This is a genomic window from Mucilaginibacter pineti, from assembly GCF_900101875.1.
In the GTDB taxonomy this organism is placed as follows: Bacteria; Bacteroidota; Bacteroidia; order Sphingobacteriales; family Sphingobacteriaceae; genus Mucilaginibacter; species Mucilaginibacter pineti.
In genome coordinates this window covers 1-18,203 of record NZ_FNAI01000014.1, presented here as the reverse complement: position 1 = coordinate 18,203, position 18,203 = coordinate 1, and the positions used below count along the sequence as shown (strand labels likewise).

Sequence of the window (18,203 nt, the reverse complement as noted above, 5' to 3'; positions counted from 1 at the left end):
GATACTATTTTTAATAGTGCTTTGATTATTTGATTTTAATAATTACAATTGTGTACTTTATACACCATGATTTTTTGTGGCGCATGATAACCAATTATTAAACAGGAAATTCCTGAAAGTATTTTTATTCCTTCAATCTAAATTAAAAAGATGAACAAGTTTTTTTCAATCCAGTTTATTGCCGGGGCTGTTGCGCTTTGCGTAGTGCTGGTCCCCTTTGAAAAAGCATCGGCTCAAATCAAAAGCGAAGATGCCAAAATGAACACCTTTGTTAGCGGCCTTATGGTTAAGATGACCCTTGACGAAAAAATAGGGCAGCTTAACCTGGTAACCATTGGCGCGGCAACAACCGGCTCGGTAGTAAATAAGGGAGTTGAAGAAAAAATGAAACAGGGTGCCATTGGCGGTGTGTTCGGCATTTGGGGTGTTAAAAATACCCGCGAAATTCAGGATATTGCCGTTAAAAATACAAGGCTGCACATCCCGCTTATTTTTGGATTGGATGTGATCCATGGTCAGCATACTATTTTCCCTATTCCGCTGGGGATGTCAGCAACCTGGGATCTGGGGCTGATCAAGCAATCGGCACAAATTGCCGCTAAGGAAGCCACTGCCGAAGGACTTAACTGGGTGTACTCGCCAATGGTTGATATTGCCCGCGACCCACGCTGGGGCCGGATCTCTGAAGGATCGGGCGAAGATCCCTGGTATGGCGGACAGGTTGCCAAGGCTATGATACACGGCTACCAGGGCAGCAGCATGAAAAGCAATGATGCCGTTATGGCCTGCGTAAAACACTTTGCGCTATACGGTGGTGCCGAAGCAGGCCGGGAGTACAATACCGTTGATATGAGCCGCATTAAAATGTACCAGGATTACCTGCCACCCTACAAGGCTGCAGTTGATGCCGGTGCAGGCAGCTTTATGAGCTCGTTTAATACGGTTGATGGCATCCCCGCAACAGGTAACCAATGGTTACTGACCGATGTATTACGCAAACAATGGGGCTTTAAAGGCTTCGTGGTATCTGATTATACAGCCGTAAATGAAATGGAATCGCACGGATTGGGCGATCTGCAAACGGTATCGGCATTGGCGTTAAAGGCCGGGTTGGATATGGATATGGTTGGCGAGGGCTTTTTACTTACCCTTAAAAAATCACTGGCGCAAGGAAAGGTAACCAGGGCCGAAATTGACTTGGCCTGCCGTAGGGTACTGGAGGCTAAATATAAATTAGGCTTGTTTGATAATCCATATAAATCAATGGATGAAGCCAAAGAGTCAAAAGAAGTTTTATCTGCCGAAAACCGTACTGCGGCACGTAATATCAGCAAGCATTCATTTGTATTGTTGAAGAACGATGCGCAAACCCTGCCGCTTAAAAAGGGGGGCAGTATAGCATTGGTTGGTCCGCTGGCCGATAATCAGCGCGATATGCTGGGTACCTGGGTAGTTGCCGGCGAATGGCAAAAATCCATCAGCGTAATGCAGGGTATCAAAAATTTGGTAGGCGATAACGTAAAGATAAACTACGCCAAAGGAGCAAACATTACCGACGATGCAGCCTTTATGGAACGCCTTAATTACTTTGGCCAGCAATTGGTTACGCTTGATAAAAAACCGGTTGACGAGCTGATTGAGGATGCGGTAGACGCCGCCAAAAAATCAGATGTAATTGTGGCTGTTGTAGGTGAGTCGCAAAGTATGTCGGGCGAGTCGTCAAGCCGTTCGGATATCGATATTCCAGAAAGCCAGAAAAATATGCTGAAGGCGCTGGCCAAATTAGGTAAACCGCTGGTTATTGTACTGTTCAACGGCAGGCCGCTTACGCTTACCTGGGAAGATGCACATGCCAGCGCCATATTGGATGTTTGGGCTCCCGGCACCGAAGCGGGCAACGCCATTGCCGATGTACTGTTTGGCGATTATAACCCGGCCGGAAAGATCACGGCTACCTTCCCGCGCAGTGTTGGGCAAATTCCCATCTACTACAACCACAAAAACACGGGCAGACCATATACCAGTGGCCCAACAAAGTTTAAATCAAACTATCTTGATATTTCAAATGATCCGTTATATCCGTTCGGCTATGGTTTAAGTTATACTACTTTTAGTTATGGCGATGTTAAATTGAGCAAAACCAAACTTAAAGGCAACGAAACCCTTACTGCTACGGTTACCGTAAGCAACACCGGTAAATATGCGGGCGAAGAGGTGGTACAACTTTATATCAGCGATCCGGTGGCGAGCATTAGCCGTTCGGTTAAGGAGCTGAAAAACTTTAAAAAGATCAGCCTGCAACCCGGTGAGCAAAAGGAAGTATCCTTCGCTATAACTACAGAAGATTTGAAGTTTTATAACACCCAGCTAAAATACGATTGGGAACCCGGCGGCTTTATTGTACAAATTGGCACCAATTCAAGAGATACGCACCAGGCTTCGGTATGGTGGGGGAAATAGGGCAGGCAGGTTGTTATTCATAATGAAAAAATAAACTTTGTCATTCTGAGCGATAGCGAAGAATCTAATCGCCGACATGCAAGCCGCATAATAGATTCTTCGCTATCGCTCAGAATGACATTTTTTTGTTTTAACCGTTTAGATTCCAGACTTACGAAGTTTTAAAAATCTCGTAAGTCTTTAGCCGCATATAACGAATTATAAAAAAAGATGTCGTGCTGAGCTTGTCGAAGCATTGTGGGCAAAGGCCTGTCCGCGCAACCCTTCGACAAGCTCAGGGTGACAGGCCCCGCTCTACTATTTATTGTTTCCCTTTCAAACTATCGGCCTTGGCTTTTTCCTTTTTCTTGAAAAATCCGCGGAGGAAAAAGTTATGTTGCACGGCTTCTAAATCGTCGTTTAGTTTAACAGAACTTTGCTGCAGCAGGTTAAGTGTGCTTTGCACCTGCACCGCGCCTTTAGGGTCGTTTAGCAAAACACCGATAGCGTTATCTGTTGTGTTTAGTTTGTTGCTGGCCTTGTTAAGATTGTCTGTTAAAGTCGACGCGTTGCTGGCCGCTTTTTGCAGCTGCGCCACTGCCTGGCTTATACGGTTAAAGTTAGTTGTATCGGTGAGCAGCTTATCGGCAAAGCCGCCTTTGGTATTCATTTTACTGCTAAAATTATCAAGCTGTATGGCCATGCGGGCTGCACTTTGGGTGGTGGCCTGCAGGTTGCGCATCGCGCTTTTTAGTTGCAGGGCCATGTTACTATCAGCCATTAATGCGCCTACTGTTCCTTTGCCCGCTAAAATCTGGTGACTTAACTCCTTAAAATCAGTGGTGATAGATAGCAGGTTTTTGTTATTCGCCTGCAAGGTTTTTAGCATATCATCTGTTGATAGCATTTTTTCGGCCTGCAAAACATCACCATCCTGTACCACGGGTGCCTGCGGACTACCGCCATCAATTACAATTATCTTGTTTCCTATCAATCCGTCAGAACTGATCTTTGCACCTGCATTGCGGTGGATGTACTGCTGCGTAGCCTCGTCAATATTCATATACACCCGTACTTGCGATGAACCAATGAACTTTACATTGCTGATGGTGCCCACCTTTACGCCCGAGAACCAAACGTTGTTGCCCTTTTTTAACCCGGCAACATCGTCAAAAACCGAGCTGATGTGGATGTTTTTTACAAAGCTTTTTTGCTGGCCGCCAAGCGTGAATACGCCCAGTATAAATATTACCAGGCCAAGCGCCAGAAATATCCCTACTATGATTGCTTTTCTATTTTCTGAAGTATCCATGATAATGGTGTAATGTCTTTTATTTTATAAAATTATAATCAAAAAATGGTTTAACCCGGCTGTCGTTGGTATCAAACACCTCGTCGAAAGTGCCGGTGCGCTGAAACTGCCCTTCCAGCAGCATGGCTATCCTGTCGCCGGTTTGTTTGGCGCAGGTAAGGTCATGCGTAATAATGATGGATGAGGTATTAAAACGTTGCTGAACCTCATTTATAAGGTCATTGATCTCGATGCAGGTTATCGGATCAAGGCCCGCAGTGGGTTCATCATACAGCATAATTTCGGGGTTAAGGATCAGGGTACGTGCTATGCCGATACGCTTGCGCTGCCCGCCCGAAAGTTCAGACGGCATCTGGTTAATAGTTTGCGAAAGGCCAACAGCATCCAATACAGTTTCTACATTGGTATCAATCTCCTTACGGGTAATACCCTTACGGTTGCGCACCAGCGGAAACTCAAGGTTTTTACGTACGGTCATACTATCATACAAAGCACTGTTCTGAAAAGAAAATCCTATCCGGATGCGCAGTTCCTGCAATTCCCTATCGGTAATATGCGCTATGTTTTTGCCCAGTACGGTTATCTCACCTTTATCCGGCCGTAACAGGCCCGAGATGATCTTGATCAGTACAGATTTACCCGTACCCGAGCGACCAAGTACTACCAGGTTTTCGCCCTGGTACAAATCAAGGTCGATACCGCGTAGCACGGCATAATCCTCAAAAGATTTTTCGAGACCCCTGATGCTGATAACCGGGTTTGTATGATCTACCTTTACTTTTGCCTTCTCCATATACTTCGATTATCGGAACCAGCCGGTCATCTGCACAATAATAATTTCTTCAATAAACACCAGGAACATAGCGGTAACCACTGCGCCGTTAGCCGCTTTACCCACGCCCTCGGTACCTTTGTTTGAGTTATAGCCCTGGTAGCAGCCCACAATACCTATAGTAAAACCAAACACTATTGATTTAACAAGCGATGCCACAAAATCTGTAAAAGCCAGCGGCTCAAATACCTGCTCCATAAAGGCCGTCCAACTGGTGCCTTCGTTCATACTTACATTTAAATATCCCCCAACAAGGCCTACAAAGCCGGTATAAGTTGCTAAAATGGGTATAGTGATGGTGGTTGCAAGTACCCGTGTGCACACCAGGTATTTAAAGGGTTTGGTGCCCGATACCTCCATAGCGTCAATCTGTTCAGTTACGCGCATGGAACCCAGCTCGGCACCAATACTTGAACCCACCTTGCCCGATGCAATAAGCGCTGTAACCAACGGGGCCAAAGCCCGCATAATAGCAATGGATACCAATGACGGCAACCAAGATTCGGCACCAAACTGGGATAGGGAAGGCCGGGATTGCTTGGTGAATATGAGCCCCACAATAAAACCCGTTACAGATATCAGCGTGAAGGAACGTACGCCTACCTCGTAGCACTGGCGCATTACTTCTTTAAGTTCAAAAGGCGGCACAAAGGCTTCCTTAAAAAAGCGGAGGATGAACTGATTTATGTTGTACAACGATACAAAAAAATCCAGCACACTTTGTTTAAGCTTTGAATTTTTTTTGCGTATAGCTACGGTTGTGTTTTCTGCTGTATCCATTAAACAGATATAGTATTGTGTTATAGTGTGTAATGCTGCTAAATACAATAACCCGGCGTTGATTGTTTGCCGGCGAAGATATTATAGCGTTATTTTTACCCGTTCTTAATAAATCTTACCTATTCGGGCAGGCCGTCTATTTGTTTTGGCTGAAATAAAAGTATTATAAGCGTTAACTATTTTATTATGATTTTATAGTGATTAATAGCTTTTTAGTTAATATCAAATTAAAAAAAGTCAAAAAAGTATTATATCTTACCTCGTATTGCAGGTACATTTGATACAACCAATTTAAACCACAAAGATACCCGCTTCCGTAGCACTGATGTTAACAAACAGTTTATTGAATTTAAAGTTTTTGACCGTTTTGGTTAAAAGTTTAAAACTCAATTGCGTGCAAACCTAAGTGTTATAATTTATTTACCACAATTGCGCCCCAAAATATATAGTTAATGAAGTGTAAAATTTTGATAGCCTGCTTTTTGATGCTTTTTACAAGCCTCATTTTAAGGGCACAAAACGATCAGTTTCAATTTTCGCACCTGGATATAAACAACGGGCTTTCGCATAACCAGGTAAACGCTATATTGAAGGATAGCAAGGGGTTTATGTGGTTTGGCACACTCTCGGGATTAAATAAATATGACGGCTATAAGTTTAAAGTATACAAACATTCTTTTAACGATACCACCACTTTAAATGACGATTATATCATTAACCTTACCGAAGGCCCCGGCAATAAAATTTGGGTAGAAACCCGCAACGGCTTCAATATTTACGACCCCGCTACCGAAAAATTCAGCCATAATATTACCGGTTATCTCAATAGTATCGATATTCCCGGTTCAAAGATCTCGGCATTAAAAAAAGATAGTTTTGGCAACTTTTGGTTTCTGCATGCCACAAAGGGGGTGTATAAATACAATGCTGCACAGCATAAAACAACGCATGTGATTCGTGTTTATGCCGATAGCGCATCCATCTACAGCAACAAGGTGTCTGATCTTTCTGTTGATTCCAAAGGAAACATTTGGCTGGTGTATAGCAATGGGGTGTTGGAACAGCTTAATCCGGTAACCAATAAAGTTAACTACCATCTGCAGCTGGAAAAATTACCCCTGGGTTTAAACAGCTCGTACAAGGTTTATATTGATAAGCAGGACGATGTTTGGAGCTATGTGCCGTCGTATTCATCGGGTGTGTACTATTTTAATGCCCAAACAAAGGTTTTAAATCATATCGATAAAGGAAATGGCACCACCCATTTGAATACTAATGTGGTAGCCAGCCTGATACAGGACGATAAGAACCGCATGTGGATAGCAACAGACCATGGCGGCATCAACCTGCTGAACAAGCAAAACTTCACCATCCGCTACCTGCTTAACCGTGAGGACGATGTTAAAACCGTAGGCCAAAACAGCATTACCGTGCTTTATAAGGACGATACTGGGATTATATGGTTAGGTACCTATAAACGCGGTTTAAGCTATTACCACGAAAGCATCATCAAGTTTCCGTTGTATACCCATCATGCTTCCGATCCGTTGAGTTTGCCTTTTAGCGATATAAATAATTTTGCCGAGGACAAGGCCGGTAACATATGGCTGGGTACAAATGGGGGAGGGCTGGTGCTGTTTAACCCAAAGAACGGCACGTTTAAACAATACCTGCATAGTACTACCAACACCAACAGCCTTACCAATAATGTGGTGGTATGTATGTATATCGACCATGAGCAAAAGCTTTGGATAGGTACCTATTTTGGCGGGCTGGACTGTTATGATGGTAAAACATTTACCCATTACCGCCATAATGATGCCCTGCCGGGGAGCATCTCCGAAGACAGGATCTGCGCCATACGCGAGGATGCTGATCATAATTTATGGGTGGGCACGCTCTCGGGCGGGCTAAATATGTTTAACCGCAAAACCCAGCAGTTCATCAATTATAAATCTAACGGTAATAATGCCGAGAATACCGTTCGCTCCAACTACGTGAGCGCCCTCATGTGTGATAAGGATAAGAACCTTTGGGTAGTAACCTCCTTTGGTATCGATGTGCTGATGTACAAAACTCATCGCTTTGTACATTATGTACACAATGATAAAGATCCAAGAAGTATTGTAAATAACAACACCAACAACATACTACAAGATAGCCGCGGGCTTATATGGGTAAGCACCCGCGATGGTATCAGCATTTTTAACCCGGCAACCGGCAAGTTTAGCAGTATTGTAAAACAGGATGGCCTGCCCGATAATACGGTGATAGACATCCAGGAGGATGAGCAGCACAATATGTGGGTAAGCACCCCGAATGGTTTGTCGAACATCATCGTATCGGGCGCGGCGGGTAATTTAAAGTTCGGCTTTGTGAATTATACCGAAACAGAGGGTTTACAGGGCTGGGAGTTTACCGAAAACTCGTCGTACAAAACCCGCTCGGGCCAGCTGATCTTTGGCGGCGGTAATGGGTTTAATATGTTCAGACCGGCAGATATCCGGTCGAACAAAACGGTGCCCAAGCTTGTATTTACCGATTTTGAAGTGTTTAACCAAAGTGTTCGCGCAGGTGATACTGTAAATGGTAAGGTGATTCTCCCGAAATCAATTACAGAAACGCAGGCGGTAGAATTGAGGCATAATGACAACGTGTTTTCGATAGAGTTTGCGGCGCTTAACTATTTTAATCCCGATAAAATTAAACTGCAATACACCATGCAGGGCTTTGACAAAGGCTGGATAACTGCCGATAATAAAATACGCAAGGCCACCTATACTAACCTTGATGCCGGCGACTACACATTTAAAGTACGACCCTTGAATAATGAGTTTTGGAACAGCAAGGAAATTACGCTGCATGTAACTATCCTGCCGCCGTTTTGGAAAACGATATGGGCGTATTTGCTGTACGCGGTTGTCTTTATAGGGGCGTTGCTTTACATCCGCCGCCGTGGTATTCAAAAGATACGGGCTCAATTCTCTATTGAAAAAGAACGTGAAGAAGCCCAGCGCATGCATGATCTGGATTTGATGAAGATCAAATTCTTTACCAATGTAAGCCATGAGTTCCGTACACCGCTGTCGCTTATTTTGGCACCGGTTGATAAGATCCTGAAACAAATGACCGATTCAGATTCGCGCCGGCAAATGCTCATGATCAACCGCAATGCCCGCCGGTTGCTCAACCTGGTAAACCAACTGATGGATTTTCGGAAAATGGAATACCAGGAATTGAAGTTGCACAAACGTCCGGGCGATATCATCAATTTTATCCGTGACCTGTCTATGTCGTTTACCGATGTGGCCGATCAAAAGGGCATCAGGTTTGTATTTGATACCGACGTTAAAAATTTCAATACCTCATTTGATCATGATAAAATTGAGCGCATCATGTTCAACCTGCTTTCCAACGCCTATAAATTTACGCACGAGGGCGGGCAGGTGAGTGTGTTACTGAGCCTTAAAAACCAAGCCGGTGCAGGCGGCAGGCTTTTGGAGATTAGGGTGATGGATAGTGGCATCGGTATTCCTGCCGATAAGCAAGACAAGGTGTTTGAACCGTTTTTTCAGCACGATATTCCCGGCTCTATGCTTAACCAGGGGAGTGGCATAGGTTTATCAATAACCAAAGAGTTTGTGCGCTTGCATGATGGTGAAATAACCCTTGAAAGCGAGCCCGACATGGGCAGCTGTTTTACCGTGCTGCTGCCATTGCAGGAGTTAACAGCAGAACTGTTTACCGATGCACCTTTGCTGTTAGATCATGACGATGAGTTTTTGAACGATACCGAACCCGCAAAAAACAATCAGCCTAAAGAAAACCGCGACGGCAAAAAAGCTACCATTTTATTAGTTGAGGATAATGAAGATTTTCGATTTTATATTAAGGATAACCTGAAGGATGCCTTTAATATTATTGAGGCCGAGAATGGTAAAAAAGGATGGCAGAAGGCATTGGCTCAACACCCCAATTTAATAGTAAGCGATATAAGCATGCCAGAAATGAATGGGATAGACCTATGCCTCAAGATCAGGAATGATTCTCGTACATCACATATCCCAGTGATATTGTTAACAGCACTTACCGGCGAAGAGCAACAGCTTAAAGGCCTTGAAACCGGCGCTACGGATTACATGACCAAGCCATTTAATTTCGAGATCCTGCTATCAAAGATCAAAAATATCCTCAACCAGCAGGAGGATATGCGCAAAACCTACCAAAAACAGGTTGATGTGAAACCAACCGACGAGCATATCGATTCGCCGGAGGAACTGTTTATTAAAAAGGTGCTGCTGCTGATAGATAACAATATCTCAAACCCCAATTTTTCGGTTGAAGAACTAAGCAGCGACATGTATGTGAGCCGCTACACCCTCTACAAAAAAATACTGCAGATGACCGGTAAAACTCCGAATGAACTGGTGCGCTCCATGCGCCTTAAACGGGCCGCGCAACTGCTGGAAACCGGACACCTTACCATATCCCAAATTTGCCACAAAGTAGGCTTCAAAAGCCAGAAATACTTTGTACGCACCTTTAAAGCCGAATTCAACAGCATCCCATCCAAATACCTGGAAAGCGTTGCTGAAGAGGAAGATTAAGTAACTAAACGGCGATGATTTTAATATTTGTGCGCTAAACCATAATCAAATAACAATTTTAGATTGATTATTTCGGTATAAATTTGCATATTTGCACCGCGAAAAACGCGTTGGTCCTATAGCTCAGCTGGATAGAGCAACAGATTTCTAATCTGTAGGTCTCTGGTTCGAATCCAGATGGGATCACCTATAATTGAAGCCTTTCTGAGATATCAGAAAGGCTTTTTTGTTATCTGCAAAAGGCCATAAAAAGTTTATCATTCCCAAAACTTATAAATCACTGCCTATCTTGGTTAAAATAAGGTTCGATGTCCGAAAGGATTTGAGATACTACGCAAGCTTTTTCCGCAACCATTTGCGAACTGGTTCATCGTACCATTTCAATGCGGCATAGGCCAAAACTATGGCACCTGTTAAAATAAGCAAGGCATAGGGCCAGGCTTGTACAATGGTTACGCCTTTATTATTACTGATCCAGGCAACGTAAAAATATACCAGCGGGTAATGTACCAGGTAAAGCGGATAGGATATATCACCTAAAAATTTGCATATCCTGTTCTCTCTTTGAGTTTTCATTAGGCCGCTGGCGCCAATATATACTATAAGTGGGAAAACGATGATGATACAAACAGACTCATAGATGCCGTTCATCCAAACATGCTCAGCGCCGCCAATGCGCGGCATGTAAAGTACAATAGCTACTAAAAGACTACACCATAAAAAGGCATTTTTAATTTGGGTTGGTTTTGCTATACGCGAGAGTAACAGGCCGGCAAAGAAAGGGTACATGGTACGGGTAAACCCAATGCGTACCTGTTGTACATTAAGTGTCCAGCCGCCACTAACATCGCCGTTTGTGATTGCAAGGTGTGCCAGCGCGATAGCAGCTATACCTACCAGTATAGCTAATGCCGTTTTAGAAAATTTCCTGATCCAGACGGCATAAAGAATATTGGCAATGTATTCAAAAAACAATGACCATCCCACACTATTCAGGGGGTGCATCTCTTCCCAGCCACGTATATCAAGCGACAATGGAACGGGCAGGATAGTATAACCGATCAGCATCACCAGCAGCATCTTCCAAACAGGAACAGTATGAATGAGGGGCCATAACGTAGAATCCGTAAAATAGAATCCGATAGCACCAAGGGTCATCCCCAAAACCACCATTGGCTGAAGACGTTCGATACGGCGTTTAAAAAAATTGCCAACGGTCATTTTTTGCCAGCGGTCGTCATACGCATAACCAATCACAAAGCCAGATAATAAAAAGAAAAAGTCTACAGCCAGGTAACCATGATTGACGAGTTTATCTAAATTACTTGTTGATAATGGCTCGCACAGGTGGAAGGTTACAACAATTATGGCCGCAACACCGCGGAGACCGTCTAATATAGGATAGTGTGGCTTGGTGGCCAGTTCGTTATTGTTCATTAATAAAATTGGATATACAAACTATAAATTAAAACTGACGCAAATTATAAAAAAAATGCATTGTAAGCCCGGTTGGATAATGCCGGACCGCAAACCAGGAAAAATATATATCGCTCTTTCAGGGCAATTGATAGCCAGGAACTATTATCGATTTAGCAAACCAAAGTGCTATAATAATTTTTATCTCCAATAATTTGTTAAAACAATTTATTTCGCATTTATTTGCTAAATCAATTTAGCGTAAATTCAATTTTTACTTCCGGTTTAATGAAAAAGTTTTTTTGTGCTTTGCTCATGAGTGGTGTATTTGCCTGCAATGCGGGTGCGCAAAGCATCCAACCGTTTAAACAGGGCGATAGGGTAGTATTTATGGGTAACAGCATTACCGATGGCGGGCATTACCATTCCTATATCTGGCTGTATTATATCACACACTTTCCCAACCGGCGAATGGAGGTTTTTAACGCCGGCATTGGCGGCGACATAGCCCGGCAAATGTATGAACGCCTTGATGGCGATGCATTTGCAAAAAAGCCCACCGTTATGACGCTTACCTTTGGTATGAATGATACCGGCTATCAAAACCTCAAAGGCCCGCAGGCCGATTCGGCATATAAAGCTAAGGTGAACGAAGCTTTGAAAAGTTTTGGTTTGATAACGGGGAAGCTGAAACAGCATCCGGAAATTAGGAAAATCATGATAGGTTCATCGCCTTATGATGAAACGTCCAAAATAAAAACCACTCCGCTGATGGGGAAAAATGCTGCCATGCTGCGTATAGTTGTCGAACAAAAAAGCACGGCTATAAGCAACGGTTGGAACTTCATTGATTTGAATACCCCTATGACGGCCATCAATCAAAGCCAGCAACAAAAGGATTCTACCTTTACCATGGAGGGTAACGACCGGATTCATCCCACAAACGATGGGCAAATGGTAATGGCCTACTTGTTTTTAAAGGCACAGGGTTTGGCCGGTAAAAAAGTAAGCGAGGTAGCTTTAGCGGTAAACAGTAAGCAGCCCTTAATTGCAGATAATTGCAAAATATCCTTATTGAGCGTTACAAAAAACGCAGTGAAGTTTAATTACCTGGCCAACTCATTGCCTTATCCTACAGATACGATACCCGGTGGTTTCGGCAAGCCGGCCAGGTCACAGGCTGATGCTTTAAAGCTGATATCTTTTACAGATGAGTTTAACCAGGAACTGCTGCTTGTTAAAGGCTTAACTGCTGGCAATTACACATTGAAAATTGATGGTAAAGTAATAGGCAACTGGTCGGCAGATGAATATGCCGCCGGTATTAATATGGCGCTGTTGAAAAACACGCCGCAGTATCAGCAGGCACTGGCCATTATGCACATTAATGAGGAGCGCTGGGAAATTGAGCGCCGACTGCGCGAGTATTACTGGATTCATTACTCCATCCTTAAACCCAAAGGCTTGCTGTTCAATGATGGCGACGCAACTGTAGATTCGTTACAGAAATATGCGCGGAAAGATTTTTTTGTAGCGGTTACCGTTCCTACCTATCAAAAAGCCCGGTTCAAAAGCGTGCGCGATGCCTGGGCTCAGGAAATTGTTTTGCTCACCAATCAGCTTTATGCCATAAACAAGCCGGTAACGCACCGTATTGAAATAACCCAATCCAAATAAATTAATGACACTTCTTACCCGCATCCGTGTTTTCCACTGCCTGCTGACTGTTTTAGTGCTAACGTTTTGCACGCTAAATACCCAAGCACAAAATGCCTGGTATATTGATGGTTACCATGGCGGAATTTGGGGGCATTATCCTGACTGGAATACCCGTTTTATGGTAGATATGCTCAAAAAACATCCCGACTGGAAGATAAACATCGAACTGGAACCCGAAACCTGGGACAGGGCCCAGGTAGTTGACCCAACCGCATATGCCGATCTGAAAGCTCTGTTTGCTGATCAATCCCTTAACGGAAGAATTGAATATGTGAACCCGGCTTACGCCCAAAGTTATATGTACAATATCTCGGGCGAGAGTATCATTCGCCAGTTTAGTTATGGGATTAAAAAGATAAAAGAACATTTTCCGGAGGCTGCTTTTACCTCCTATTCGTCTGAAGAGCCATGTTTTACCAGTGCCTTGCCGCAGGTACTTACCTCGTTTGGTTTTAAATACGCCTCGCTAAAAAATCCTAATACCTGTTTTGGTGGGTACACCCGCGGGCATAGCGGCGAATTGGTAAACTGGATAGGGCCCGATGGAACGGCAATCATTACTTCGCCGCGTTACGCGGTTGAGCAACTGGCGCCCAAATCAACATGGCAAACCATAGCCTGGCAAAATTCTGCAGATTATATTAAAGCCGCCTATGCCGATGGCATTAAACATCCCATAGGCATGACGCTGCAGGATGCCGGCTGGAAAGGTGGCCCATTTATTGGCAATGGCGATAAAGATGGTATCCATAGCATTTATACCACCTGGCGCAACTACTTTGCCAATGTAGCCAAAGGCGATGCCCGGCAGGATTGGAAAGTATCACAGGAGGATATCCAGGTGAGTTTGGTATGGGGTTCCCAAGTTACCCAGCGGATTGCGCAAAGGGTACGGGAGGCCGAAAATAAGATAGTGAGCGCCGAGAAAATGGCCGCGATAGCTAAGGTCTGCAATAACAAAACCTACCCGCAGGCCGATTTTGATGCCGCATGGCGTACGCTTTTACTATCGCAGCACCACGATTGCTGGATTGTACCCTACAACGGTAAACCCGGCGATACCTGGGCCGACAAAGTTAACAGCTGGACGGCGTTTACAAATCATAAAAGCGACAGCATTATCCGCGTAGCAACAAAAAGCAATAACGACGATTATATTACCGTGTACAATACCCTAAGCGTTAGCCGTTCCGAGGCGGTTGTTTACGATCTGCCAGCCAGATACAATCCGGCCACAACCGGCGTTTTTAACAGTAATGGAAAGCAGATTATCGTACAGGCAATTAACAGTAATCAAATAACTTTCAAAGCAGCGGTTCCGGCAATGGGATATTCGGTTTATCAGCTTAAAACAATACAACAAACCAGGGTTAAAGGTGCGCATATCAGCAAACTACCCAATGGGAATTACCGGCTCGAAACAGACCTGTATAATGTAATAATTGACCCAGCACATGGTGGTATAATTAAAAGTCTGATAGCGAAAACGATAGGCAACAGGGAATTTGTAGATAAAAATGATCCCCGGGGCTTTAACGAATTAAGAGGTAACTTTTATAATGATGGCGGTTTTAAATCGAGCAAAGATCAGCCTGCTAAAATCGACATTATAGAAAATGGTCCGCTTTGTATTAAGGTGGCTGTTAGCGGATTGATTGGCGGAAATAATTATACCCAAACACTTACGCTAAATGAAGGCCAGCCCCGTATCGACATAAAATTGAATATCGATTGGAAAGGCAATCCCGGCATAGGGGAAGATACCAAGCCCGGAACCTACAAATGGGAACTTACGCATAAACCGTTTTATGACGATCGTAATAAGCTGTTGGCGCTGTTCCCGCTAAATCTCAAACATCAAAAAGTTTACAAGAACGCTCCTTTTGATGTAACCGAAAGTAAACTCGGCAATACCTTTTTTACCCGTTGGGACAGTATTAAAAACAATGTGATCCATACTTGGGTAGATGTTACCGGCGATAACGATAAATACGGCATGACTTTATTTACCGACCATACCACCAGTTATACCCACGGCGAAAATTACCCGCTTGGACTGGATATTCAGTATTCTGGCATGGGTTTATGGGGCAAAAATTATACTATCGATGGGCCGACCGAAATTCACTACGCCCTGATACCGCACAGCGGCAAATGGGATAAAGCCGGCATCTGGGCCGCGGGTACTAAATGGAATGAACCGCTCATTGTAAACACTGGCAAAGTCGCCTCAAAACCTGGCGGGTCGTTAATAAAAGTTTCGGATAGTAATGTAGAGATTACATCTGTACAGCTTGAAGGTGACGATATGCAAGTGCGGCTGTTTAACGCGGGTGCGTCCAAAAGTATCAACGTTGCTTTCAATTTCAATGCAGATAAGGCTACGCTGATAGAATTGGATGGGAGGGAAAGGCAGGCATTACAGCTAAACAAAGCCTCTTCAAAACAAAACGCGGTAAATATTGCTATTCCCCGGTTTGGAATCCGTACCATAAGGCTCAGCAACGTGAAATAAGCAGCATATTCAGACGGAAAACCGCTCTTAAAAAAATTAAACTAAAATTTGCTAAATCGATTTTAATACCTAATTTGGACGTTAATAATCCAGTTGCAAAACCAGATCTTTCTATAACCATCAGTATTATAAAATGACTATTAATAAACAGCTTGCTTTTATGGCTTTACCGGGTAAAAAATGTTTTACCGTGTTGTTAACTATGGCGTTATCTGCGGGTACGCTATTGGTAAAGGCACAAAGCTACGCAAGTTACGTAAATCCACTTATAGGTGCAAGCAGTAATGAGGTTGCAGCCGGTGCTTATCACGGCTTGGGTAAAACATTTCCGGGCGCAACTACGCCTTACGGCATGGTGCAGGTTAGTCCAAATACTATAACAGGCGGCGATAATGGTTCTGGTTACAGCTATGAGCATACCAGTATTGAAGGTTTCGCTATGACGCAGATGAGCGGTATAGGCTGGTATGGTGATCTGGGTAACTTTTTGGTGATGCCTACAGCTGGTAAGCTGAAAACAATTGCCGGTAAGGCAGATGGTTCGGTTGATGGTTACCGGTCTAAATACGACAAAAAGAGCGAAAAGGCATCGGCCGGTTATTATAGTGTTTTGCTTACAGACAATAACATCAAAGCCGAAATGACGGCAACCCAGCGCAGCGGCATACTCCGGTTTACCTTCCAGCAAAATGCGCAATCACGCATCCAGATAGATCTGGCCCGACGGGTTGGCGGTACATCAACACTGCAATATGTAAAAGTTGTGGACGACTATACCATCCAGGGTTATATGAAATGTACTCCGGATGGGGGAGGATGGGGCAACGGCGATGGCCAGGCCGATTATACCGTTTATTTTTACGCGCAATTTAGCAAGCCCCTGAAAGACTATGGCGTTTGGAGCGCCGATATCCCTGCCGATTGGAGCCGTAAACTTGATGATGTAGCAAGCGCCAAATACCAGGATAAGATTGCCGGTGCCGAAATAATGCAAGGCATTAAGGAGAAACAAGGCAAACACCTTGGTTTTTATACCCAATTTGCCACGCATCACAATGAACAGGTTTTGCTTAAAACAGGCATCTCTTTTGTGAGCATCGCGGGAGCAAAAAGTAACCTCAATGCCGAAATTAAGGATTGGAATTTTGACAGCATCCACCAAAAGGCGGTAGCTTCATGGAATAAGGCGCTGTCTAAAATAAGCGTTGAAGGTGGCAGCAAAGAGCAAAATACAGTATTCTACACTGCCCTGTACCATACCATGATTGATCCGCGCATCATCAGCGATGTAGATGGCAAATATCCCGGCGGTGATGGTGTGGCGCATCAAACTACCAGCTTTAATAAGCGCACTATATTTAGCGGCTGGGATGTATTCCGGAGCCAGATGCCGCTGCAAACCATTATCAACCCCTCACTGGTGAATGATATGGTAAACTCGCTGGTTACGCTGGCGGGCGAAAAGAAAAAAGATTACCTGGAACGCTGGGAACTTATGAATGCCTACAGCGGTTGTATGATCGGTAATCCGGCGGTATCTGTAATAACAGATGCCTACGCCAAAGGAATCAGGAATTTTGATGTATCCAAGGCTTATGCATTATCTGTAGGTTCTGTTGAAAAATTTGGCAACGGCGACAAAGGTTTTACAGGTGGCAGCCTAAGCATATCGTACACCCTGGAGTATGCTTATACTGATTGGTGCGTAGGCCAATTGGCTAAATGGCTGGGTAAAACTGCCGACGCGGATAAATACACCAAACGCGGCCAGGCATACAGAAATATATTTGATGCGGAAAAAGGCTGGTTCAGACCCAAGGATGATAACGGTAACTGGCAGGCCTGGCCAGATTCGGCACGTACCAAACAGTGGTACGGTACTATAGAAAGCAACCCTTATCAACAGGGATGGTTTGTACCACAGGATGTTAAGGGGATGATTGAGGTTATGGGCGGTAAAGACAAAGTAATTGCCGACCTCAGCAACCTGTTTGAAAAAACACCCAAAAACATGACCTGGAACGATTACTACAACCACGCCAATGAGCCTGTACATCATGTTCCCTTCTTGTTTAATCGTGCCGGTGCGCCCTGGCTTACCCAGGAATGGAGCAGGGCAATTTGCAGTCGTGCTTATTTTAATGCTGTAGAGGGCCTGGTGGGTAATGAAGATGTTGGTCAGATGTCGGCCTGGTATGTGCTGGCAGCCAGCGGGATCCACCCGGTTTGCCCCGGCGATACAAGGCAGGAAATTACCAGTCCGGTATTTAATAAAGTAGTTATGCGGCTGGATCCTAAATATGCCAAAGGAACTGCATTTACCATTACAGCGGCAAATAACTCTGCAGCAAATGTTTATATCCAAAGCGCAAAGCTTAACGGTAAAACTTACAACAAATGCTACCTGGATTACAAAGATATAGCCGCAGGCGGAACGCTTGAGCTAACCATGGGAGATAAACCAAACAAAAGTTGGGGAGTGGAGTAAAGGTGAAAGGTGAAAGGTGAAAGGTGAAAGGTGAAAGGTGAAAGGTGAAAGGTGAAAGGTGAAAGGTGAAAGGTGAAAGGTGAAAGGTGAAAGGT

General features: G+C 44.1%; 9 protein-coding genes and 1 tRNA gene. 6 read left to right on the top strand and 4 right to left on the bottom strand.

What is annotated here, in order from left to right; genetic code table 11:
- Nucleotides 1–150 precede the first annotated feature (150 nt).
- Complete coding sequence (bglX, locus tag BLS59_RS23965; protein WP_091153463.1) at nt 151–2,460, top strand: beta-glucosidase BglX; 2,310 nt, start codon at nt 151–153, stop codon at nt 2,458–2,460.
- 301 nt (nt 2,461–2,761) lie between these two features.
- Here the strand turns inward: bglX and BLS59_RS23960 are convergent, their stop codons facing one another.
- Genes BLS59_RS23960 through BLS59_RS23950 form a run of 3 tightly spaced genes read right to left on the bottom strand, consistent with a single transcriptional unit; the run spans nt 2,762 to nt 5,363 of the window.
- Complete coding sequence (locus tag BLS59_RS23960) at nt 2,762–3,751, bottom strand: MlaD family protein (RefSeq protein WP_091153460.1); 990 nt, start codon at nt 3,749–3,751, stop codon at nt 2,762–2,764.
- 19 nt (nt 3,752–3,770) lie between these two features.
- Nucleotides 3,771–4,544 (bottom strand): ABC transporter ATP-binding protein, encoded by a 774-nt coding sequence (locus tag BLS59_RS23955; RefSeq protein WP_091153456.1) that lies wholly within the window; start codon nt 4,542–4,544, stop codon nt 3,771–3,773.
- Between the two features lie 9 nt (nt 4,545–4,553).
- Nucleotides 4,554–5,363 (bottom strand): MlaE family ABC transporter permease, encoded by an 810-nt coding sequence (locus tag BLS59_RS23950; RefSeq protein WP_091153453.1) that lies wholly within the window; start codon nt 5,361–5,363, stop codon nt 4,554–4,556.
- A gap of 452 nt (nt 5,364–5,815) precedes the next feature.
- Between BLS59_RS23950 and BLS59_RS23945 the strand changes: the two genes are divergently transcribed.
- Nucleotides 5,816–9,970 (top strand): two-component regulator propeller domain-containing protein, encoded by a 4,155-nt coding sequence (locus tag BLS59_RS23945; protein WP_091153449.1) that lies wholly within the window; start codon nt 5,816–5,818, stop codon nt 9,968–9,970.
- A gap of 112 nt (nt 9,971–10,082) precedes the next feature.
- A tRNA-Arg gene (locus tag BLS59_RS23940) sits at nt 10,083–10,156 on the top strand.
- A gap of 144 nt (nt 10,157–10,300) precedes the next feature.
- Here BLS59_RS23940 and BLS59_RS23935 read toward each other — a convergent pair.
- On the bottom strand, nt 10,301–11,407 hold the full coding sequence (locus BLS59_RS23935) for an acyltransferase family protein (RefSeq protein WP_091153446.1): 1,107 nt from the start codon (nt 11,405–11,407) through the stop codon (nt 10,301–10,303).
- A 267-nt stretch (nt 11,408–11,674) separates the two neighbouring features.
- Between BLS59_RS23935 and BLS59_RS23930 the strand changes: the two genes are divergently transcribed.
- The 3 genes from BLS59_RS23930 to BLS59_RS23920 all read left to right on the top strand — a co-directional run bounded on the left by BLS59_RS23930 (nt 11,675) and on the right by BLS59_RS23920 (nt 18,108).
- Nucleotides 11,675–13,063 (top strand): SGNH/GDSL hydrolase family protein, encoded by a 1,389-nt coding sequence (locus BLS59_RS23930; RefSeq protein WP_091153443.1) that lies wholly within the window; start codon nt 11,675–11,677, stop codon nt 13,061–13,063.
- Nucleotides 13,064–13,067: 4 nt separating this feature from the next.
- On the top strand, nt 13,068–15,620 hold the full coding sequence (locus tag BLS59_RS23925; protein ID WP_091153438.1) for a glycoside hydrolase family 38 C-terminal domain-containing protein: 2,553 nt from the start codon (nt 13,068–13,070) through the stop codon (nt 15,618–15,620).
- A 133-nt stretch (nt 15,621–15,753) separates the two neighbouring features.
- Entirely contained in the window at nt 15,754–18,108 is a 2,355-nt protein-coding gene (locus BLS59_RS23920) for a GH92 family glycosyl hydrolase (RefSeq protein WP_240315328.1), read from the top strand.
- Nucleotides 18,109–18,203 lie beyond the last annotated feature (95 nt).